The following is a 22556-nucleotide window of genomic DNA, read 5'->3' on the forward strand; positions in this document are numbered from 1 at the left end:
TTAGCAGGTCAATTTAAAAAAGCAGCGGAAAATCGCTCTGCAGCCATGATAAATGATATTCCAAATATAGCAGATGAGATGAAGAAATTCCAGTCCCATCGCTTTATTTTTACAATCCAGATGAGGAAGAAGGAAAGCAGGAGGATACCGACCACAATGATGACCTGTCCAAACTCCAGTCCGAGGTTAAAGGCAAAGAGTTCCCCGACGATATTGCTGCTCTTTCCAAGTAAGCTTTTGAGGTAATTTGAGAAACCCATACCATGAATAAGACCAAAGAACAGGGCAAGAGCATATTTGAAATTTGAACCCCTGTGTTTAGGCTTCTTGCTCAGAATATTGGAAACTGAGGTAATCAGAATGGTAACAGGAATCAGGAATTCTATTAATGGGGTGTTGATGGTAACGAGTTTGAAGACGCTCAATGCCAGGGTAATGCTATGTCCAACAGTGAAAGCGGTAACCAGGATCAGGACCTTTTTCCAGTCACTGATGGCATAATTAACGCACAATACCACCACAAACAGGATATGATCATATCCTTGCCAGTCTAAAATATGTTGCCATCCTAACTGGAAATAGAGCCAAAAGTCTTGCATTGGGGTTTAAAATCGTAATTTTGAATTAATTATACAAACTTTTTTTTAATTTAAGGTCGTTTACAAACAACTATGTTACAGGTTTTATTGATCTCCTTCCTTCATCTCTTTCACCCTTTTTATGTTAGTGTTACGGAAATCACCCAGAATTCCAAAACAAAAGCAGTACAGGTGAGTGTGCGTATCTTCTTTGATGATTTTGAAAAAGCACTGGATCATCAATACAAAACAAAAGTGAACATCTTAAAACCTGTGGACCGTAAAAAGGTAGACCAGTTGATTGCTGATTATGTCCAAAAACATTTACAGGTGAAAGCAAATCAAAAATCACTGGTTTTGAAGTACATCGGTTATGAGATTGAAGAAGATGCGGCCTGGTGTTATTTTGAAACAGCACCGGTGGCGGCAATTAAAACCTTCGATATCAACAACAATATACTTTTTGAGGAACATGAGTCCCAATCGAACATGGTGCATGTGACGGTAAACGGCAGCCGGAAAAGTACTAAACTGGACAATCCTAAAAGTCAGGCAAGAATGAGCTTTTAGGAGCATAAAAAAAGAGGATGCTTTATGGCATCCTCTTTTTTTATCTTATTGATATTGTATGTAAATCGGTATTGGTTTTAGTTTCAACAACTCTTCAGGTGTCAATAACCTGTTTGGAGCTTTCTTTAAATCATTTTTGTAGAACAATTTAAATCCGGTGAACTGAACCGGTTCAGGGAAGATAAAGTGACGGTAAGTTCCTTTTTTAAGTTCTGGTTCACCCCATCCATCCATGTGCATCACAATTTGAACTTCAGGACGAAGCTTTACATTCTGATAGTTGGTGAACATTTTTCTTGTGAAACGGTGAATCACAAATACTTTTGGAGGAAGGTTGTTCTTCTTAACCAGGTTAGCCAGATACTCTGCACAGTAATTCACATCTGCTGCATCATAAGTTCCGATTCTTTTTCCTGGTTTGCTGCCATCCTTCATAGAGAATTCAGGGTCAATACCTAAATGTACCTGTGGTAGTTTAAGGTATTTTTCTAATCTTGGTAACTCTGCTTTGATATTGCTTAAACCTACCTGTATGTCTAAGAATACAATAGCGTTCTGCATTTTAGCGATCTTCAAGACAGAATCAATCTGCTTGTCGCCCATACGGTTGATGTATTTGCCGTCTGTTCCGGGTGTACCGCTGGCTACAGAAGCAATGTAATGAACACCTGCCTGAACAGGAGTGGTAGGATCGGCTTTTTCCCAATGTTTGATCTCTGCGTTTAACCTGCTCCACATTTCTTTAGGTGCATATTCTCCTAAAGCACCCATCTTTTTTGAATGAAGGTTTCCATAATAAACGACAATACGTTTAAAAGGAAGAATGGCTCCTGCCAAAGGAATAGGTTGGTTTTTTACCGGCCATTTGCCTGTAGTATCACCATTTGCAAGTTTTACTAACAGCGAATTATACTTTGCAGTATCTACTGCCTCTCTCACTGTGCCTACTTCCGGTTCTTCGGTAACAACGGTATCTCCGTTGGCATTAACTGTTTTTTTCTGTTCGGTCGTTTTCTTTGCGTCGGAAGTGCAACTGATGAATACACCAAGTGATGCCATTCCGATTAAAACTGTTCCTGCTAACTGAGGTATTTTCATATGGTGGTAATTGTTTTCTAAAGATAAAAATTGTTACAAGTATAAGGTTCTTTATAGGAATAAAAAAGCCGATTCTTCAGGGATTGCTGAAAAATGCGACAGTTATATAGAACAATTATAAATAATGTTTGGAAGCATTCTAAATAGTCCGTATACTTGCGGAGTTATTTAAAACGATTCTAAATAAATTAATAATGAAACGATTGTTGCTTCCTATTTTGCTGTTTATCTCTGCTCTGGCTACACAAGGTCAGGAAAAAGAGGGAGCAATTACAGGTAAGGTCAATACTGCTGACGGAGCTGCCGCTGCAAATGTGATGGTTTTCCTGAAAGGTTTGAACAGGATCGTTTATACTTCAGAAAAAGGTACTTTCCGGATTTCTGCTCCTCAGGGAAATCAATTGCTGATTGTTCAATCGAATACCAGGAAACAAATTGAGGTTCCGGTATCAGTGACTGCAGGACAACAACAGGAAATCCCATTGATTCTATTGAAGGAAAGTGGGTACGATTTAAAAGAAGTAGTGATTACCGGTTTATACGAACCTCAGTCCATCCGTAATTCTGTTTATAACATCAGAACCATCAACAGTGAGATGATCAGGCTTCGCGGTGCGACAGACCTGAAAGCGATATTGAGCACCGAGCTGGGATTCCGGTTTACAAATGACCCTGCAACAGGAATCAGCAACCCGCAAATGATGGGAATGGATGTCAGCAGCTCAGGTGTTAAAATTCTTTTAGATGGGGTACCCATGATGGATCGGGGCACAGAAAGAGAAAGTCTTGGGCAGATCGATGTGAACACAGTGGAACGGATCGAGATTATCGAAGGCCCCATGTCTGTAGTTTATGGAACAGATGCCATGGCTGGTGTAATTAACATCATTACCAAAAGAGGCGGAGGTGATCATTTCTCTGTCACTGCAAGGATTCAGGAAGAAACTGCAGGTAAAGAATATCAGGCATTTAAAGATAAAGGAGTGCATAATGAATACCTGAATGTCAATTGGCAGAAAAATGGCTGGCACATTGGTGGTTCGGGTACACGCAATAATTTTGGTGGATGGAAAGGCAACCAGACCGGACGACAAAACGAATGGCTTCCAAAAGACCAGTGGCTAACTTCTGCAACAACAGGATTTAAAAGTGGAAAGATGGATGTCTGGTACCGGTTTAACGGTGCTGATGAAACCTTATCTTATTTTGGCCCGGTCAGTAACTCTCCTAAAGTATCAGATAAAAAGTACCTTTCTAAGCGCTGGTTTCACCAGTTGCAGGGCTCTTTTATCTTAACGGATAAGCTTACCCTCGACGCCGCCGCTGCCTATACAGATTATAGCCGCAGAACCTTATCAACGGATACAGAATTGAGCTCAGGAAAAGAAACCCTATCTACAGAACCCGGATCACAGGATAAAGATATTTTAGGGACAGCATTTTTCAGATCCGCATTACAATATAAATTGTTGCCGGGAATTGTTTTGCAGCCAGGAATCGAATTTAACCGTAACTCCGGAAAGGGAGGACGTTTTAAGGGAGAGCCAGTGATCAATGATTATGCCTTCTTTCTCACCGGGCAAATACAACTGAACAAGTTCATTCACATTACCCCTGGTTTCAGATTGTTGAAGAATTCAGTATATGATGCCCCTCCAATCATTCCTTCTCTACATGCAAAGCTGAGATTGGATAAGGATATGGACTTAAGGCTCTCGTATGCAAGAGGCTTCAGGGCGCCAACGATCAGAGAGTTGTATTTCTACTTTAAAGATGCCAGTCATGACCTGTCGGGTAATGAAAATCTTAAAGCAGAATATTCCAATACTTATCAGGCTTCTCTTTCATGGAACCTCAGGAATACAGAAGAAATTCGCTTAAATACGTTGTTATCCGGATTCTTTAATGAGTATAAAGACCTGATTGGTCTGATGCCAATTGGTGAAACTGGCACTGTAAATCAGTATATGAATATAGCGAGGTATAAAACAACCGGTGCAGAATGGAATACCAGGCTTTCCTGGAAAGCTTTTCAGGCGAGTTTGGGCCTGTCTTATATCGGAACTTACAATCAGTACACTGAAGACAAGGACAGATTCGGTGATCTCAATGAATTTGTATGGACTCCCGAGGTCAGTTCACATATCAGTTACCTGATTCCTAAGATTGGAACGAATGTCAGTTTGTATTATAAGTTTACTGGTAAAAAACCAATGTACGTACAGGATGCTTCAGATGCAAACAAGGTGATTCTCTCTAAAATAGCGTCTTTTCATGTCGCTGATCTCACTTTAAATAAAATTGTAAATAAATACCTGACGATAAATGCAGGAGTAAAGAATGTCTTTGATGTTACCCGTTTAAGGGTTAACGGAGGGCAATCGGGTGCACATACATCCGGTGGAAGTAACCCTTATGGGGTTGGACGTTCTTATTTCCTCGGCTTAACCATGCATTGGTCGAAAAATTAATAAAAAACAAAACAGCATATTATGAAAAGAATTTTCCATTTCCTTCTACTGATCTCTTTAGTTACTGCGGGAACTTCCTGTAAGAAATCTGATCCGCCATTGCCAGACAATACGGTCAATTTTGAAGCGGCTAAACAAGGTTTTGAAGCTACGGCAACAGAAGCGGTCATTAAAATTAACTTATCAATGGCCAGTACCGTTGCTATCCCTTTAACGATCAACTTAACGGGAACAGGACTGGTTTATGGAACAGAATATACTACTGATCCGGTAGCGACCAACAACACTTTGTCATTAACTATTCCGGCAGGAGGATCAGGTGTTTCCTTTAAAGTGAAAAAAGTGGCCAATGCGGTAATCAATGGGACAGAAACTTTAGACTTTACCATCACTTCTGCAGGGAGTCCTATTGTAATGGGTTCGACCACCAAATCTCAGTTGACTTTCTCTTCCATTACTTCTGAAGGTTCACAATTAACTCTAAAGGGTATTGCGGGAACTGAAGATGGAAGTGGAGCCTTAAATTCTGTTTATGTGGATTTGAGCAGTAATTCAATGGTGAATGTTAACAGAAAATCGTGGGTTCTTGGATTTTCAGCAGGAAATGATTTTAGAGTTAGATTGAACAATACCAACGGAACTTCAGCCATTAAACTGAATGGTAAAGTAGATTTAAACGCAGTTTCAGAGACTGATGTGATTTTGAATGATCTTTTTATCACTACCGGCGTTACCGGAGCGAAGTCATTTGCGAATATTGACAATGTGAAGGGGGACATCACAAAGGATATCATCTCAAATGTTTCTGCAACAGACGCAGAGAATATGGTTTATGTGGTGAATCCGGCCGGAGGTGTTCGTGGTCTTGATGTTTCTGCTGATAATTTATTGAAAATAAGAGTTTTGCGTAAAGGGTCGGGTTATGTCTTACAATACGCTAAGCTAAAAGATAAGACTTTCAAAACATTGGACATTACGAAAGACCCTGCAAACAATTTTACTTTCGTTGCTTTCCCTGCTGATGCGCAGGTAGTCAATGTAGAACCAGCAAAAACAAAATGGGATTTTGTATGGACATGGTCCATTTATTATGGAAAAGATTTAAATAAACCAGAAGATGAGACATTAACTTATCCTTATGCATATTCTGATGTGGTATTTATGAATAATCTTGGTGGTGCTCAGGCAGCAGAAGTATTCACAAGCAAAGTCACATTTGCAAATTTTAAAGAAAGTGATATCGCAGGCACAAGCCTTAAAGCAGAAAGAAATGTAATTGGTTCCGAATGGCGTTCAACTATGCCTGCAACAGGAGCCAGGCCGGATCGTTTTTATGTAATTAAAGACGCTTCAGGAAATGTATATAAACTGAGATTCATTTCAATGGGATCGGGTGATGGCGGTAAACGCGGTGAACCTGTGATTGAATATGCACTCGTTAAAAAGGGCTAAAATTTGGTTAGTTTAGGTTGAAGGATGCTTCCGGTGGATGCCGGAAGCTCCTCTTTTTACTGAACGGAGCCCGATTAGATAAAGAATAATGATGAGACCATCATCGGATCTAAAAATAAAGATATACGCATGAAATACAGATGGATATTATTGTTGTGTACAGCTGTTACGGCACTTTCTGCCTGTAATGTCGGTGCAGACAAAAAGAACAAAGAACAGTTACCAGACAGCATAAAAATTGTTTCTCTGAACGGGACAGTGAGCGAGATTGTCGCAGGTCTGGGAATGGAGAAAAATATTGTAGGGACAGATATTACGAGCAACTATCCGGAGAGCCTGAAAAGCAAGCCTAAAATAGGACATAACCGGAGGATCAATGCAGAAGGAGTGTTATCCCTACAACCCAATATCGTGGTGGGAATCGCGAAAGAAGTAAGCCCTCAGCTGGCGGCCCAGTTCAGGAGCTCAGGAATCAGGCTGATCCTTTTCAATCAGGATTTCACGGTACAGGGAACAAAAGACCTGATCCGTGCAGTAGGAGATAGTCTGAAACATACGGTTAAAGTAGATTCACTGACCAAAGTTTTTGAAACAGAACTGGCAACTGCACAAAAAAGCATCAACAATCCGAAGAAACCTAAGGTGTTGTTTATCTATGCCCGTGGTACTGGTACCATGATGGTGGGTGGAACAGGAACTCCGGTAGAAAAAGTGATTGAACTTGCAGGAGGTACAAATGCCATTACTGAATTTGCAGAATACAAGCCATTGACCTCAGAGTCATTGGTAAAGGCCAATCCGGATGTGATCCTTTTGTTTGAAGACGGACTGGAAAGCCTGGGTGGTGCAGATGGACTTTTAGGTGTTCAGGGCATCTCGCAAACAAATGCAGGTAAGAACAAGCGTTTTGTAACGATGAATGGTGAGTTATTGACCAGTTTTGGTCCACGTTTAGGTCAGGCAGTAACAGAACTAGCAGGGAAGATAAAGTGATCAGAAACACCGGATATATCCTTTTAATGTTAACCATTGTTCTGATCCTGACGATGGTGATTTCCTCTTGCGTAGGTGCGGTACACATCAGCTTTTCTGAGTTGCTTTCTATTTTGGCCTACCATACCGGATTATCTGATCATCAGAATTTTGAGGCGCAGCAGGCAGCAGTATTTTTAAACTTAAGGTTGCCAAGGGTGTTATTGGGCGTGCTGATCGGAGCTGCATTGGGTGTTTCCGGTGCTGCAATTCAAGGGCTTTTCCGCAATCCACTGGCCGAACCCGGCTTAATCGGTATTTCTTCAGGAGCAACCTTATTTGCAGTCGTGATGATTGTTTTAGAAACCAAAATATTCAAAGAGCTGACAGGCCTTGTTGGCTTTTATGCACTTTCGCTTGCCTCTTTTATCGGAGCAGGATTAACAACCATGCTGGTTTATCGCATTGCGATGAGAAACGGAAAAACCATTATTACCACTTTATTACTTGGAGGAATTGCCATTAATGCATTGGCAGGTGCTTTTGTTGGATTACTGACCTATATGGCAACTGATGCGCAGTTACGGAACATCACGTTCTGGAGTCTGGGTAGTCTGGGAGGAGCAAGCTGGCCAACAGTAACCGCCTTATTGCCATTTGTATTAATTCCGGTATTTGCCTTGCCTTTTCTTGCCAAATCATTAAATGCTCTTGCCCTTGGAGAAGCGCAGGCCATGCATATGGGAGTGAATGTGAAAGTGGTTAAAAGATTAATCATCGCGCTGGCGACCATGGCTGTAGGTGCTTCGGTAGCCGTAGCAGGGATCATTGCCTTTATAGGGCTGATTATCCCACATATTTTGCGGATGACATTCACTGCTGATCACCGCCTGGTTATTCCGGGAGCGGCATTATTGGGTGCGGCGTTGCTGACACTGGCAGATTTGATTGCAAGAACGGTGGTGGCACCGGCGGAATTGCCAATAGGCATATTAACGGCCATGATCGGAGCACCAGTATTTATATATATCATCATTACAGAAAGAAATAAAAATAATCCATAGATGATCAAAGTTAGAGGACTCAGCTATAAAGCAGGCAGTAAGAAGCTATTGGATAACCTCAGCTTCGATGCCCATAAAGGAGAATTACTGGCCATATTGGGTGCAAATGGTGCCGGTAAAAGCACCCTGATGAAATTGCTTTGCCGGGAGATCAAACCTGCTGCAGGGACGATCCTGATCAATCAAAAAGAACTGGATAACTACAGACTGGAAGACCTTGCAAAGACAAGGGCGGTATTGTCGCAGCACAATACCCTTTCTATTTCTTTCCAGGTAAAAGAATTGGTGCTGATGGGGAGGTATCCTCACTTTCAGCAAAAACCAACAGCCGCAGATTTCGGAATTGTAAATCAGGTAATGGAAGAAACCGGGATTACACACCTGGCTTCCAGAGATTACAATACCCTTTCTGGTGGGGAACAACAGCGGGTACAGCTGGCCAGGGTGATCGCTCAGATCTACGATAGCCCCAATGCATGCCTCTTACTCGATGAACCTACCAATGGCCTGGATTTGCAGTACCAGCAGCAGATTATGGTACTGGCAAGATCGCTGGCCGACCGTGGTTACTGTGTGATCTGTATCCTGCATGATATCAATTTTGCATCCAGGTTTGCAGACCGGATCATGATGTTAAAGAATGGTAAAAAGGTAGCCGAAGGGCTTCCGATTGAGGTGATCAATTGTGAAAATATACACGAAACGTTCAGTATAAAGGTAAAGCTGATGGAATGTGAAGGTTATAACTGTCCATTGGTGGTACCGGCAACAATATTAAAATAAAATCGTATGGAAAAGACATTGGATTTGAAAAGTCAGTGGGCAGCTTTTAAAGCGGAGCAGCCAAAGGTAAGAATCAGAGATGCAGCAAAACAGCTGGGAACCTCTGAAGCAGCATTGATTGCCACGACGGTAGGGGAGTCCGCGATCCGTTTGCAGGAGCAATTTCCGGAAATTTTAAAAGAAGTAGAAGGATTGGGTTATGTGATGGGATTAACGCGTAACGACCATTGTGTGCATGAGCGTAAAGGGGTTTATAAAAAAGTTTCTTTCCGTGGGCCAATTGGCCTGGCAGTAAATCCTGATATCGATATCAGATTGTTCATGAGCCATTGGGCATCTGGTTTCGCTGTAAATGAAAACGAGCGGAAGAGCCTTCAGTTTTTTGGAAAAGACGGAGAAGCAGTCCATAAAATCTATATGACCGAACGTAGCGACGAGGCTGCTTATCAGGCCCTGGTTGCAAAATATACTTTAGCCGATCAGCATGCCGCATTGGTCTGTGATGAAGCTAAAAAACCTGTTGTAGAACTGGCTGATGCGGAAGTCGCTGTGTCGGACTTTAAACAGGCCTGGCTGGATTTAGAGGATACCCATGATTTTCATGGTTTGCTCAATACCTATGGGCTGACAAGGACACAGGCGCTTCGTCTGGCTCCGGAAGGACATGCCATCCCGGTAAGCCTGGCCGCACTGAAAGCAATGTTACATCAGGTTTCTGATACCGATCTGGAGATCATGGTTTTTACCGGGAGTGCCGGTTGTATACAGATCCATACCGGATTGGTCAAAAAGATTCTGGAAACGGGCCCATGGTTCAATGTGCTTGATCCTGAATTTAACATGCATTTAAGAATGGATGGAATTGCATCGCTTTGGCTGGTGAAAAAACCAACGAAAGATGGAATCGTAACGAGTATTGAAGTTTTTGATGCCGAAGGAAATATTATCGTTCAGTTTTTTGGAAAGCGTAAACCAGGCATTCCGGAAGATGAGAACTGGCGTAAAATCGCAAATGAATTGGCTGTAAACAGCTAAAAGAGTCTATAACCAGTGAGGTGTTGCTGGGGTTTAGGTGTGTTTAAAGCGTCGGATTAGGCCCCGACGCTTTGTTTTTTCAGGTGTGTTTTTTTATTTGAAAGTGTTGAACTTTCCAAAAACACCCAGTGGTAATTTTATTCCGGAAGTTGCCTGTAAGTACAACTCTCCTGTTTCCAGGTTTTGCACCTGTGGGAAAGAAGTCTTGATCAGGTTCTCTACGATTACTGAAGAGAATCCCAGGGAGTAGGTGTTTAGGATTAAGAAGTGTTCTTCCTCATCCAGTAACTGAACCACATCCTGCATCATTTCCTGAATATGGTCTTCCAGTTTCCATTTTTCTCCATTCGGACCATGTCCAAATGCAGGTGGATCGAGGATAATCCCATTGTATTTTTTACCGCGTTTTAATTCTCTTTTTACAAACTTTAAAGCATCTTCCACTACCCAGCGCACATCTTTCAGGTTAGAAAGCTCCTGGTTTTCATTCGCCCAGTTTACCACTTGTTTAATAGAATCTACGTGAGTGGTGTCTGCACCAGCTGCTTTTGCGATCAATGATGCTGCACCGGTATAAGCAAAAAGGTTGAGTACTTTGGGAACAGGGTTTTTGAATTTCTTCACCGAAGAAGAGATGTAATCCCAGTTTACCGCCTGCTCCGGAAAAACACCAACATGCTTGAATGAGGTCAGTCCTAAACGAAGGTTGATGTTTACTTCATCATTTTTGTAGTTTACGTTCCAGCGGTCGGGCAGGTGCGCCGAGCTTTTCATCCACTCGCCGGTAGTTGCCGAGCGTCCTTTAAACCGGATATGGGTCAGTTTCTTCCATTCTTGTTCAGAAAGCACCTTTTTCCATACGGCCTGAGGCTCAGGTCTGCACAACACAAGGTTGCCAAAGCGTTCTAATTTTTCAAAATCACCACAATCAATCAACTCATAATCTTTCCAGTGTGTGGGTGTTAACAGGCTTATCATAAAAATATGGGTATTTAAAATTTGTCTTTTGCAGCTTTCATAAAACGGCTGGCAAAAACAAAATCATTTAGTTCTTGAATATCGGTATGGGCAATCTCTTTATTTGATCCTTCCCAGAATTTTTTTCCTTCGTGTAAGAATAAGATGTAATCACCGATTCCCATTACGGAATTCATATCATGGGTAACCACGATTGTTGTGGTATTGTACTCTTCAGTCAGCTCTTTGATCAGCTCATCAATAACGATGGAGGTTTTAGGATCCAGACCGGAGTTGGGCTCATCAACAAAGAGGTATTTAGGGTTCATGGCAATCGCACGGGCAATTCCCACACGTTTTTTCATTCCTCCGGAAAGCTCAGCAGGGAAAAGTTTATTTTTTCCGGTCAGGTTTACCCGTTCCAGACAGAAGTTTACACGGTCCAGTTTTTCTGCGCGTTTCTGATCGGTAAACATATTTAAAGGAAACATGATGTTTTCCTCTACGGTCATGGAATCAAAGAGTGCTGATCCCTGAAAAAGCATGCCGATTTCTTTTCTGATCTCGATCTTCTCCTCAAAGTTCATGGTCGTAAATTCACGCCCATCGTACTCTACACTTCCTTTTTCAGGATGGTGCAAGCCAATCATACACTTTAATAAAGTGGTTTTTCCGGAACCGGAGCCTCCAATAATAAGGTTTGTTACCCCTGGTTTAAACTGTCCTGAAATTCCTTTTAAAACTTCATTATCGCCGAATGATTTGTAAATGTCCTTGATTTCGATCATAGTAATAACTGGGTTACGATGTAATCACATGCGAGAATAGTAATACAACTTACTACTACCGCCCTTGTACTTGCCTGTGCTACTTCCAGGGCTCCGCCTTTTACGTAAAAGCCTTCATAGGCAGGAACAGAAGTAATGATGAAACCAAAAACGAATGCTTTTACCAGGGCTACAACAATGGTATAAGGGTTAAAGTCTGTGGTAATCCCCTGTACATATTCAGCTGCAGAAACTGCTCCTGATAATGTTCCGCCGATGTATCCGCCACCAATGCTCAATACCATTGATAAGATCACCAATAGTGGGACCATGGTAATTCCGGCAAGGACTTTTGGCAGGATCAGGTATCCCGGAGAGTTGATTCCCATAATCTCCAGGGCATCAATCTGCTCACTTACCCTCATGGTACCAATCTCTGAAGAGATTGCCGAACCAATTTTACCGGCCAATACGATTGCTGTAATCGTTGGACTAAGTTCCAGAATACTGGAGTCCCTGTTTACAGAACCAATAATGGTTTTAGGAATAAAGTCGCTCACTAACTGGAAGGCGATCTGCAAGGTCATTACCGCTCCGATAAAGGTCGAAATGATGGCAATTAGTCCGATTGAGCCGACGCCGATAAAGTCCATTTGTTTAAAAATGGCCTTCATATATATACTTAACTTTTCCGGCTTTCTGAATACGGCCTTTAATAAAAGGATGTACCTGCCAAAGTTGGTGAAATTCATTGAATCAAAAATTAGCTATGGTAATAATGCAATAATACTACAAAGAAACAACAAAAATTGTTGTGACATTCTTTATTTATTAAATAATTATTTCGCTTACTGCCTGTTTTGTCCCCTTTTAAGTGGTCAAATCGCTGTATAGTATATCGCATTTTATGTAATATTGCTGCAAAATTGAGATAAAATGAATGCAGTCATCACGGGCGCTACCAAGGGAATTGGAAAAGCCATTGCTACTAAGCTTGCCGAAAATGGATATAACCTTGCGGTTTGTTCCAGAAATGTGGCAGAGCTGCGGGCCTTTGCCGAAGAACTGAAGTATACCGGCGTTTCTGTTTTTACGTATGCTGCGGATTTAAGTGATAAAGCAGCTGCATATGCTTTCTGTGAAGCGGTAAAAGCAAAAATGCCGGAATTGAAGGTGCTGGTTAATAATGTCGGGATATTTACACCCGGTATATTACTGGATGAGGAAGATGATTCCTTGGAGAAACAACTGAATCTGAACCTTTTGGCCCCTTATTATTTATCTAAATTTTTCGGTAAAATGATGCGTAGACAGCGTTCCGGGCATATTTTTAACATTTGCTCTGTGGCAAGTAAGGAAATTGTAACAAATGCAGGTAGTTACAGTGTAACTAAATCAGCCTTGCTCAGTCTTAATAATGTATGCAGAGGGGAGTTAGCTGAATACAACGTTAAAGTAACGGCCATTTTGCCGGGATCAACATTAACCTCATCATGGGAAGGAACAGAAATTCCTGCTGAGCGATTTGTACAACCGGAAGATATTGCCAATACCTTATACACCATTTTAAACTTAAGCACTGGTGTAAATGTTGATGAAGTAACCCTGAAGCCGATACAGTTTTAAAGAAAAAATAAATAAAGAAAAGGAGGATAGTATTATGGACAAGCGATTATTTAGGAATGAGCACGACAAAGTATTAGCAGGTGTTTCATCAGGAATTGCAGAGTATATGGAGGTTGATGTAACCATAATCAGGCTGTTGTTTGTGCTCTCCACTATATTTTTGGTGGGTACGGGGATATTGGTATATATTATCATGTGGATCGTTGTTCCGGTGAATTTTGACCCGGCAGCAAGGTTTTCAAGATTTAATGATTTTTACAAAGGACAGGGCGACAAAAGCAATCCGTTTAATTCGCCGAATGCGTTTTCACAACCGCAAAATACAACTGAATCAACAAGTAGTACAACCAGTGGAACTTCCAGCGGCTGGACCGGGTCAGGCATCAATGAAGATCCGTTTAAAGCAAAGTCTAAAATGGAGGATTTTAACAAGCCTTTCCAAAAGAATAACAACGAAACCGGAAGAACGGTGGGTGGTTTATTCCTGTTGGTGATCGGACTTTACTTCCTGATGAATGAGTTTAACATCATTCCATTCTGGTTTAGCTTACATAAATTATGGCCATTGGTTTTTGTGGCGATAGGATTGAGTTTCATCATGAAAGGCAAAAATAAAAATGCATGGGAAACCTGGAAAAGCCAGCAGGAACAAGCGGGTGCAGCACAGGCTGGTGGGACAACAAATGAGCCTGCTCCGGCATCTCCCATAGCTCCTGAGGGCAATGCGCCAATCATCACACCGGAACCGGGAACCAATCCTGAAACTCCTGCTGACGACAGGTTTACAAAACATGACAATTAAAAATCTAAATTTATACAGATGAAAACGGATAGAATAATGTGGGGTATTGTGCTGTTGTTTATCGGCGGCGTACTTCTTCTGGAAAACTTTGATATCATTGATTTTTACTGGCGCAGCGTATTTCGCTTCTGGCCTATATTCCTGATCATTGCGGGTGTAAATATTTTATTCAGCAGAAACAAATCACAAGTAGGTGGTTATGTTTCCATCGGGGTACTTGTGATTACCTTATCCATGCTCTTTGTAAGGGGGCAGCAACCGCCTGCAAACAGAGACCGTTGGATTGGCGACCGCATTAAGGATGAGATCCGTACCGAAGAAGACAATTATGAGGAACAGAACTTCACGGAGGCTTATCAGGATTCCCTGGTTAAAAAGACGGTTCTGAACATCTCCGGAGGAGGAACATCTTTTGAATTAAAAGGAGGAACCGATAGTCTGATTACTGCACATGTACAAAGAAAATCAGGTATTTTCACTTTGCAGAACGTAAGGACAGACAGTGTGAACACCCTGACGTTTAAAATGAAAGGTAAGTCGGGCTGGTCGATGAACGACGGAGGAAATGATGTAGAGTTGCGTCTGAATAAAAAACCGGAATGGGAAGTTCATATGAGCATGGGTGCAGGAGAAGTAGATTTTGATTTCTCTGAGTACAAACTGCGCGCATTTAACTTTGACGGCGGTGCAGCAGCATTGGATATTAAATTTGGAGACTTACTTCCGATCACGGATATCAATGTCAAAACCGGTGTTGCAGATGTTAAAATTAATGTTCCTACAGGATCAGGCTGCCGTATTAAAACCAAAACAGGTCTTTCTGCAAAAGATTTTGAAGGTTTTACCAAGCTGAAAGACGGAACGTATGAAACGCCAAACTACAGTGCCTCCACCAAAAAGATATTTATCAATTTAGATGGCGGATTGAGTAACTTTGAAGTGAAGCGTTACTAAACGCAAATCATCTTCAGCATATAATTTAAAGCATAATGGAAAGTCCTGTTAAAGGAGAATACACAGTTGTCATTAACGGAAAGCCTACAGGTCCTTATCCATTAGCATCACTAAAAGAATTAGATATCCATCCGGGAACCTTTGTAAGAAAACCGGGAATGGACGATTATAAAGAAGCTCATGAGTTCCCAGAACTGCGTGAGCTTCTTGGTTTTAGTCATACCAAAACCGCTCCTCAGTATTTTGCTTCTTTCGATCAGCGCCTGCTGGCCTCGGTAATTGATTATTTCTTTATTGCCATTGGTTATGCCCTTCTGGTGCTGTTGAGCTTTCTTTTTATAACAGAAAAAAACGAAAGGATTGTTGCGATTGTGACTGGTCTTCCGATCATTCCGGTTGTCAAGTTCTTTTATAGCAGTATTGCCGAAGCTTCCGGGAAACAAGCAACCATAGGAAAAGCATTGTTAAACATAAAGGTGACCGATATGATGGGGAATCCCATCAGCCTGAGCAATTCCTTTGGAAGAAATGCCGCAAAAATACTTTCCGTGCTCCCTGCCTTCTTTGGCTACCTGTACAGTTTCCTGAACCGGAAGCAGCAATGTTTTCATGACCTGATTGCCAACACACTGGTGACCAAGGAAAGACTGATATAATAAACATAATCTTTATCTTTGCCCCATAATTGTATCGTAAATTGATGGAAGACGTAGTTGTGCAAAAAGAGTTAAATGGTGGATATTGTAATAGTTTAACCCAATATTCAAGGTTCCTGACCCGCGAGGTGAACATAGGTGACATCCCTATGGGGGGCTTAAATCCGATCAGGATTCAGTCAATGACTACTACAGATACGATGGATACGATCGGGACGGTAGAGCAAACCATCCGCATGGTAAATTCCGGCTGTGAATATGTACGCATCACTGCCCCGAGCATCAAAGAAGCCGAAAATCTAGCTAACATCAAGAAAGAATTACTTTTCCGCGGATACAAAGTGCCCTTGGTTGCAGATATCCATTTTACACCAAATGCAGCAGAATCTGCAGCAAGAATTGTAGAAAAGGTAAGGGTAAACCCGGGTAATTACGCAGATAAAAAACGTTTTGAAAATATAGAATACACCCAGCAAGCCTATCAGGCAGAGCTGGAGCGCATTTACAAGAAATTCACCCCTTTAGTGAAAATCTGTAAAGAGTATGGTACTGCCATGCGCATAGGTACCAACCATGGTTCTTTATCAGACCGGATCATGAGTCATTATGGTGATACCCCAAGGGGCATGGTTGAATCGGCCATGGAATTCATCCGCATGTGCGAAGACCAGAATTATTATAACCTGGTCATTTCCATGAAAGCCAGCAATACCCAGGTCATGGTGCAGGCCTATCGTTTACTGGTCGCTACCATGGTTAAAGAGGGGATGAACTATCCTTTACACCTTGGTGTAACAGAGGCTGGCGATGGCGAAGATGGACGTATCAAATCGGCTGTTGGCATCGGGGCGCTCCTGGAAGACGGCCTTGGAGATACCATCAGGGTGTCCCTGACTGAAGATCCGGAGTTCGAAGCACCTGTAGCAAAAGCGCTTGCCATGAGGTACGAAAACAGGGCTTTAATCACGGACCTATCACAAGAACGAGAAAAAATCACCATACAGGACCTTCCATACCAACCCTACGAATACAACCGCAGGCAGACGAAACCTGTTCAACATATCGGTGGTCATCATCATCCTGTAGTCATGCTGGATGTATCAAAAGAAAACTTAAAAGATCCATACTTCCTGGGAGCTGTAGGTTATAAATATAGCGCCGGACTGGATAAATACAATATGGCTGATCAGGCCTGTGACCTGGTTTATCTGGGTGATGGACTTCCTTCGTTCTCTTTTCCTGGAAACCTGAAACAGATCTATAATTATCAGACCTGGTTAGGACTGGCAGATAAAACCAATTGTCACCCTTTACTTAGTTACGCTGAATACGAAAAAACTGAACTAAAGGACGAACATATAAACCTGGTTAGCATTGACGCTGTTGAAGCATTAACGGCGAACCTGGAAAGCTTAAAAGACAATGTAGTGTTGGTTTTAGAAACCAATGCCATACATGGAATGGCTGCACAAAGAGAACTCTTCATCAAACTCTTAAAAAACAATATCCAGACTCCTGTCATCATCAAAAGAAACTATCCCGAATTAAACGCGGACGACCTGATGCTCTACTCGGCAACAGATCTTGGTGCACTCTTTACTGACGGACTGGGCGACGGCGTATGGATCAATGCTGCTGAAACAGTAGGTCTTCCTTTGGTGAACTCCACCAGTTTCGGAATCCTGCAGGCAACACGTACCCGTATCTCTAAAACAGAATATATCTCCTGCCCAAGCTGCGGGCGTACTTTGTTTGACCTTCAGGAAACAACCCAGCTTATCCGTTCCAGGACTGACCATTTAAAAGGAATCAAGATTGGAATCATGGGCTGCATTGTAAACGGCCCTGGTGAAATGGCAGATGCCGACTATGGCTATGTAGGAACCGGTCCCGGAAAAATAACCTTATACCGGGGCAAAGAGGTGGTAAAGAAAAACGTAAATGCAGACCGTGCACTGGATGATCTGATCGATCTGATCAGGGAAGACGGGAACTGGGTTGAAGTCAAATAATTTCTCTGATTTAACTTTGCTTCTGATTGTCACAATTCTGTGTATATAAGATAGTTATTGTCTGTTGTTGCCTTCTTTTTTTAATTTTTTTCAGCATCTTAGAGTCCTAAAAAACCTTATTGATTATGAAAAAGATATTTGTATTAACCTTGTTCGTGAGCTTATTTACGCTGGTTACAGCCTCTGCACAGGAAAAGAAGAAAGCAAGTCCACCAGCGAGCGTAAAAGAAACCATCAGCTCCGGAGCCACAGTTAGCATTGACTATAGCCAACCGTCGGTAAAAGGAAGAACAATCGGCGTAGAAATTGCCCCATTTGGAAAAGTATGGCGTACAGGCGCTAACGAAGCCACCGTATTTGAAGTGAGTAAAGCGGTAAAAGTTCAGGGTAAAGACCTTGCTGCAGGCAAGTATGGCTTATACACCATCCCTGGCGAAAAAGAATGGACCATCATCTTCAACAAAACCTGGAAGCAATGGGGAACCAATTATACGGAAGCTGATGATGCTTTACGTGTAGTGGTAAAACCTGGAAAAGCGGCAACTGCTACAGAACAAATGACCTTCAAAATTGAGAAATCAGGTAAAGTAAGCTTACTGTGGGGTACCACTGTTGTAGCCTTTACAGTTAAGTAAGTGCTGGTGCCTGCTCAAAATTAGGGCCTGAACCCAGTCAAGTTCTGCTCTTAATCAGGTATACTCCCAATTGAGCAAGATTAAAAGAAAAAAGAGATATGTTATGAGAAGGCCTAGGAATTTTGCCCCCTTCAGGGCAAAGGTTCCAGTCTTCGAATAATTTATCTCTTTTTTATGTAATAAGTTCTATCTAAAAATTACTCCTAATGATTGCTCTTAATTATTGCTCCTAATAATTACTACTAACGAACGCTCCTAATGATTGCTCCAGGTAGATGCTCCTAGTTGTTGCGATTCAAAAACTCCAATGTCTTCTCACATACCTGCTGCAAATGCACTGGTAATTCAGTTCCCTGATAGGGATGCGAAGCACCAAACACATGGTTTGCTCCTTCAATCTTATGTATCTCTGCTTTTAACTGCTTTTGTGCCAATTCCTGTGCCACACTGAACTTTACATTTACATCCTCGTCACCATGTATAATCAGCCATGGAATGCGAATTCGACCTGCAGCACTAATAATGTTAAATTCCTCTTTATGCGCTTTAAAATCTTCTAAAAGTGTTTTACCTAGTGGCATTTTCTCTTTAGTCCTTGCATTCTCTACAAATATCTTCCCTGTCTTCAGCCATTCTTCTTCCTGTTCCGCTTTCCATAAGCTCGAGAAATCAGCAATTGCTGCCCAGGTGACCAGTTTACTTACCCTGGAATCATCTGCTGCCTGAACGATTGCCAAACCGCCCCCGCGACTATGCCCGATTAAATAAATCTCTGAACCACTATAAGTCAGACTTACATACTCAATAATCTCATTCAAATCCGCCAGTTCTTTACTTATGGTGTTCGAAGAAAAAGCTTCCAAATCCGTCACATCTTTTAAATTTTCCGACGTAACTCCGCTGTGCGACAGGTTAAACTTGAGATATCTGTAACCTTTTTGTGCAAAATAGCTTGCAACCAGATGATGTGCACCCCAATCTTTGAAACCTTTGAAGCCATGAACAAAAATTATAATTGGCGGATTCAGAGATTTATCGTCGTAAGTACAGTCGCCAATAATGAGTTTTCCTGATGCTCCGTTTAATGTAAACTGCTCGTTTTTAATCATATATAAAAAAATAAAAGGTAGTCACCTTATATAACAAACTTAAGGAAAAGATGTTTAGACAATCATTCTGCTATTTGAAATCGTTCTAAATAGCTCTTAATTACTCCATAATGACAGTGAAATAACGTTCGGTTGTTACTTTTGTTACGCTAAAAATAAACAGGGATACGACATTTTGGAATATTTAAAGATCATTGCTTTTACGCATAAACATATTGACCTAAAAGCATTGGGTAAATTGGTGATATGTGAGCAGACATTAGACGACAGATTGAGAAACATTCAATCGGAGTTAGGTGTTAAAGAAATATTCTACATGGGGACTTGTAACAGGGTCGAGTTTGTATTCACTTCCGCCCATAAACTAGACAAGCAATACATCACCCGCTTCCTTACGGTATTGAACATGGGCTTACCCGAAGAATATATGGATAAGTTCGTAGAGAACGTTTCTGTATATGAACAGGGAGCAGCCTTCAATCACCTGCTAAGAACTTCCTGCTCATTAGAGAGTCTGGTAGTAGGGGAGAAAGAGATTCTTGCGCAGGTCAGAAAAGCTTATGAAACCTGTCGGGTTGCCGGCTTCACCGGAGACTATATGCGGATGATCATGAGCAGAGTAGTAAAGACGGCAAAGGAAGTGTATACCCATACTAACATTTCAAAGAATCCGGTTTCTATCGTTTCTTTAGCTTACCGCAAGCTGCGCGACCTGAAAATGGCTGCGACCTCCAGGCTTCTGATCATTGGTGCCGGTGAGACCAACAAAAACATAGCTCAGTATCTTAAAAAACATAAATACTCCAACTTCTCCATTTTCAACAGAACATTAGAAAGTGCAGAGGCGTTGGCCAAAGAATTAAACGGTACCGCGTACCCGCTTACCGAACTGGAAAATTACAACCAGGGATTTGATGTCATTATTACCTGTACAGGTGCTACTGAACCCATCATTACTAAAGAAATCTACACAAAACTTCTTAATGGAGAAACCGGTAAAAAGACCATTGTCGATTTAGCGGTTCCAAACGATACCGCTGCTGAAGTGGTTGCAGAATTCCCCATTCATTTTATAGAAGTTGAATCTCTTAAAGAGATTGCCCGCAAAAATATTCAGGAACGTTATGATGAGCTGGTGAATGCCGAGCACATCATAGAAGAAAATATCAAGGACTTTGAATTGGTATTACGTCAGCGCAAGATAGAGATTGCAATGAGTTCTGTTCCTCAGAAAATCAAGGAAATTAAGCATACTGCTATCAATGGCGTCTTTGCCGACGAGATCAACGGTCTTGATGAAAACTCAAGATTGGTATTGGAAAAAGTGATGAATTACATGGAAAAAAAATGCATCAGTGTTCCAATGGTTATGGCAAAGGAGATATTGGTAAAGAATAGCTAAATTTGCGGAAAAATTAGCATTAACGTGAAAAGACTTATTATCGGTACAAGAGGCAGCGACCTGGCTTTATGGCAAGCCAACTTCATTAAGGACAAACTTGCAGAGATTGGTGCTGAAGCCGAATTGAAGATCATCAAGACTCAGGGAGATAAGATTTTAAACCTGAGACTGGACAAGCTGGAAGGAAAAGGGTTCTTTACCAAAGAGCTTGAAGAGGAACTTTTAGGTGGTACCATCGATATAGCTGTACACTCTCATAAAGATTTACCTACGGTGCATCCTGCAGGATTAACCATTGCAGCAGTAACAGAACGTGAAGATCCTTCCGAGTTGTTATTGATCCTGAAAGACTGTGTGGACATCAAACAAAAGCTTTCCCTGAAAACGGGAGCGATGGTGGGTACTTCTTCCAACAGACGCAAAGCGCAAATGCTTTCCTTACGTTCAGACCTGAACATTGAAGATCTGAGAGGTAATGTACCTACGCGGATCCAGAAACTCAGAGATGAAAATTATGACGCGATTTTATTGGCTAAAGCTGGTGTAAACCGTTTGAATATCGATCTTTCAGAATTTCATGTAGAGGTAGTAGATACGACTGAGCTGGTTCCTGCTCCTGCACAAGGCGCATTGGCCATTCAGATCAGGGAAAATGATAAAGAGTTATCTGATTTGTTGCAACAACTGAACCATCAGGAAACGATCGAGGCAATTGGCGTAGAACGTAAGGTATTAAACCTGTTTGAGGGCGGTTGTCACATGCCATTGGGTTGTTACTGCAAAAAAGAAGACGGAGAATATGAAATCTGGACTTCCAAAGCAGAAACTGATGAGCACTTTCCTGACCGTTACTTTTGTCGCGTAAGCAGCTTAGAAGGCGTTGCAGAGCAGATCGTAGCTAAGTTTAACCCCGACAGGAAACTACCTTCCAAGGTATTTATCTCCAGAGAGGTTGGTGAACACAGCTATTTTAGAAAAGCATTAGAAAAACATAAGATAGAAATTGAAGGCAGATCGCTGATCCGTACATTCCCGATTGTGAATGTGCTGGACCCTTTCTACCTGAAACATATAGACTGGATCTTTTTCAGCAGCCGCAACAGTGTGGAGTATTTCTTCAACCTGAAGCCCTTGTTGTCCAAACACATGAAGTTTGGTGTAGCAGGAAGAGGTTCTGAAGATTCTTTGAGAAAAGCAGGACACCTTGCTGATTACGTTGGCGAAGGTGGTGATATTGATGAGGTAGCTGAACTTTTTGCAGAGCTGGTAGCTGGAAAAACGGTGTTGTTCCCAAGGGCACAAGACTCTTTACTGAGCATTCAGAAAGCATTAAAACCAGATACGAAGGTAGTAGACCTGCCGATATATGAGACTGTAATTGAAGAGGACGTAGACCAGACTTATGCGGAAGTTCTGATTTTTACCAGCCCTTCTAATGTTGACGCTTATTTTGTAGAAAACTTATTAGAACCCGGACAGCAGGTGATTGCGATCGGAAACTCTACAGGGAAGAAATTTGATGAGATGGGTGTAAAATACATCCAGCCTTATTCTCCTGATGAGATCGGATTGGCGGAGGCTGTTTTCGGAATAGATATAAAATAAATAAAATT

21 protein-coding genes are annotated in these 22556 nt (G+C 41.7%); 15 read left to right on the forward strand and 6 right to left on the reverse strand.

Annotated elements, in window-relative coordinates; all coding sequences use genetic code 11:
- Positions 1-8: 8 nt before the first annotated feature.
- On the reverse strand, positions 9-599 hold the full coding sequence (locus BUC20_RS08000; protein WP_073229824.1) for a HupE/UreJ family protein: 591 nt from the start codon (positions 597-599) through the stop codon (positions 9-11).
- Positions 600-671: 72 nt separating this feature from the next.
- On the opposite strand from BUC20_RS08000, the gene BUC20_RS08005 reads away from it, so the two are divergent.
- Positions 672-1148, forward strand: a complete 477-nt coding sequence (locus BUC20_RS08005) for a DUF6702 family protein (protein ID WP_073229826.1) — start codon at positions 672-674, stop codon at positions 1146-1148.
- Positions 1149-1193: 45 nt separating this feature from the next.
- Here BUC20_RS08005 and BUC20_RS08010 read toward each other — a convergent pair whose 3' ends face one another.
- Positions 1194-2246, reverse strand: a complete 1053-nt coding sequence (locus BUC20_RS08010) for a hypothetical protein (RefSeq protein WP_073229828.1) — start codon at positions 2244-2246, stop codon at positions 1194-1196.
- A 194-nt stretch (positions 2247-2440) separates the two neighbouring features.
- Here BUC20_RS08010 and BUC20_RS08015 point away from each other — a divergent pair, with 194 nt between their 5' ends.
- The 6 genes from BUC20_RS08015 to BUC20_RS08040 all read left to right on the forward strand — a co-directional run bounded on the left by BUC20_RS08015 (position 2441) and on the right by BUC20_RS08040 (position 10023).
- Positions 2441-4717 (forward strand): TonB-dependent receptor, encoded by a 2277-nt coding sequence (locus BUC20_RS08015; RefSeq protein WP_084528685.1) that lies wholly within the window; start codon positions 2441-2443, stop codon positions 4715-4717.
- A gap of 21 nt (positions 4718-4738) precedes the next feature.
- Entirely contained in the window at positions 4739-6169 is a 1431-nt protein-coding gene (locus BUC20_RS08020; RefSeq protein WP_073229831.1) for an HmuY family protein, read from the forward strand.
- 129 nt (positions 6170-6298) lie between these two features.
- On the forward strand, positions 6299-7162 hold the full coding sequence (locus tag BUC20_RS08025) for a heme/hemin ABC transporter substrate-binding protein (RefSeq protein ID WP_073229832.1): 864 nt from the start codon (positions 6299-6301) through the stop codon (positions 7160-7162).
- Positions 7163-7188: 26 nt separating this feature from the next.
- Positions 7189-8205, forward strand: coding sequence for a FecCD family ABC transporter permease (locus tag BUC20_RS08030; protein ID WP_073231722.1), 1017 nt, complete (start codon positions 7189-7191; stop codon positions 8203-8205).
- Complete coding sequence (locus BUC20_RS08035) at positions 8206-8988, forward strand: heme ABC transporter ATP-binding protein (protein WP_073229834.1); 783 nt, start codon at positions 8206-8208, stop codon at positions 8986-8988. It begins immediately after the preceding gene.
- 6 nt (positions 8989-8994) lie between these two features.
- Positions 8995-10023 carry a hemin-degrading factor gene (locus BUC20_RS08040; protein ID WP_073229836.1) on the forward strand — a complete coding sequence of 343 codons (1029 nt, stop codon included), beginning with the start codon at positions 8995-8997 and terminating at the stop codon, positions 10021-10023.
- 93 nt (positions 10024-10116) lie between these two features.
- Here BUC20_RS08040 and BUC20_RS08045 read toward each other — a convergent pair whose 3' ends face one another.
- From BUC20_RS08045 to BUC20_RS08055, 3 genes are read right to left on the reverse strand one after another with little or no spacing between them, the layout of a single operon-like run.
- Positions 10117-11001, reverse strand: coding sequence for a class I SAM-dependent rRNA methyltransferase (locus BUC20_RS08045; RefSeq protein ID WP_073229838.1), 885 nt, complete (start codon positions 10999-11001; stop codon positions 10117-10119).
- A 14-nt stretch (positions 11002-11015) separates the two neighbouring features.
- Entirely contained in the window at positions 11016-11768 is a 753-nt protein-coding gene (locus tag BUC20_RS08050; RefSeq protein WP_073229840.1) for an ABC transporter ATP-binding protein, read from the reverse strand.
- Positions 11765-12499 (reverse strand): MlaE family ABC transporter permease, encoded by a 735-nt coding sequence (locus BUC20_RS08055; protein ID WP_073229842.1) that lies wholly within the window; start codon positions 12497-12499, stop codon positions 11765-11767. The genes BUC20_RS08050 and BUC20_RS08055 overlap by 4 nt, the downstream gene beginning before the upstream one ends.
- Before the next feature lie 184 nt (positions 12500-12683).
- Between BUC20_RS08055 and BUC20_RS08060 the strand changes: the two genes are divergently transcribed.
- From BUC20_RS08060 to BUC20_RS08085, 6 genes are all read left to right on the forward strand, one after another.
- Positions 12684-13373, forward strand: a complete 690-nt coding sequence (locus tag BUC20_RS08060; RefSeq protein WP_073229844.1) for an SDR family NAD(P)-dependent oxidoreductase — start codon at positions 12684-12686, stop codon at positions 13371-13373.
- A gap of 34 nt (positions 13374-13407) precedes the next feature.
- Complete coding sequence (locus BUC20_RS08065) at positions 13408-14175, forward strand: PspC domain-containing protein (protein ID WP_073229845.1); 768 nt, start codon at positions 13408-13410, stop codon at positions 14173-14175.
- Between the two features lie 18 nt (positions 14176-14193).
- A complete protein-coding gene (locus BUC20_RS08070) occupies positions 14194-15129 on the forward strand; it encodes a LiaF transmembrane domain-containing protein (protein ID WP_073229847.1) in 936 nt (311 codons plus the stop codon).
- 35 nt (positions 15130-15164) lie between these two features.
- On the forward strand, positions 15165-15785 hold the full coding sequence (locus BUC20_RS08075; RefSeq protein ID WP_073229849.1) for an RDD family protein: 621 nt from the start codon (positions 15165-15167) through the stop codon (positions 15783-15785).
- Between the two features lie 44 nt (positions 15786-15829).
- A complete protein-coding gene (gene ispG / locus BUC20_RS08080) occupies positions 15830-17797 on the forward strand; it encodes a (E)-4-hydroxy-3-methylbut-2-enyl-diphosphate synthase (RefSeq protein ID WP_073229850.1) in 1968 nt (655 codons plus the stop codon).
- A gap of 125 nt (positions 17798-17922) precedes the next feature.
- Positions 17923-18432 carry a DUF2911 domain-containing protein gene (locus BUC20_RS08085; protein WP_073229852.1) on the forward strand — a complete coding sequence of 170 codons (510 nt, stop codon included), beginning with the start codon at positions 17923-17925 and terminating at the stop codon, positions 18430-18432.
- Positions 18433-18713: 281 nt separating this feature from the next.
- On the opposite strand, the gene BUC20_RS08090 is transcribed toward BUC20_RS08085, so the two are convergent.
- Positions 18714-19541 carry an alpha/beta hydrolase family protein gene (locus tag BUC20_RS08090; protein WP_073229853.1) on the reverse strand — a complete coding sequence of 276 codons (828 nt, stop codon included), beginning with the start codon at positions 19539-19541 and terminating at the stop codon, positions 18714-18716.
- Positions 19542-19716: 175 nt separating this feature from the next.
- Here BUC20_RS08090 and hemA point away from each other — a divergent pair, with 175 nt between their 5' ends.
- Positions 19717-20943 (forward strand): glutamyl-tRNA reductase, encoded by a 1227-nt coding sequence (gene hemA, locus BUC20_RS08095; protein ID WP_073229855.1) that lies wholly within the window; start codon positions 19717-19719, stop codon positions 20941-20943.
- 24 nt (positions 20944-20967) lie between these two features.
- Positions 20968-22548: a hydroxymethylbilane synthase gene (gene hemC / locus BUC20_RS08100; protein WP_200800910.1), complete on the forward strand. Its 1581-nt coding sequence runs from the start codon at positions 20968-20970 to the stop codon at positions 22546-22548.
- Positions 22549-22556: the final 8 nt, after the last annotated feature.

Origin of the sequence: Pedobacter caeni, assembly GCF_900129215.1 — a bacterium.
Taxonomy (GTDB): Bacteria; Bacteroidota; Bacteroidia; order Sphingobacteriales; family Sphingobacteriaceae; genus Pedobacter; species Pedobacter caeni.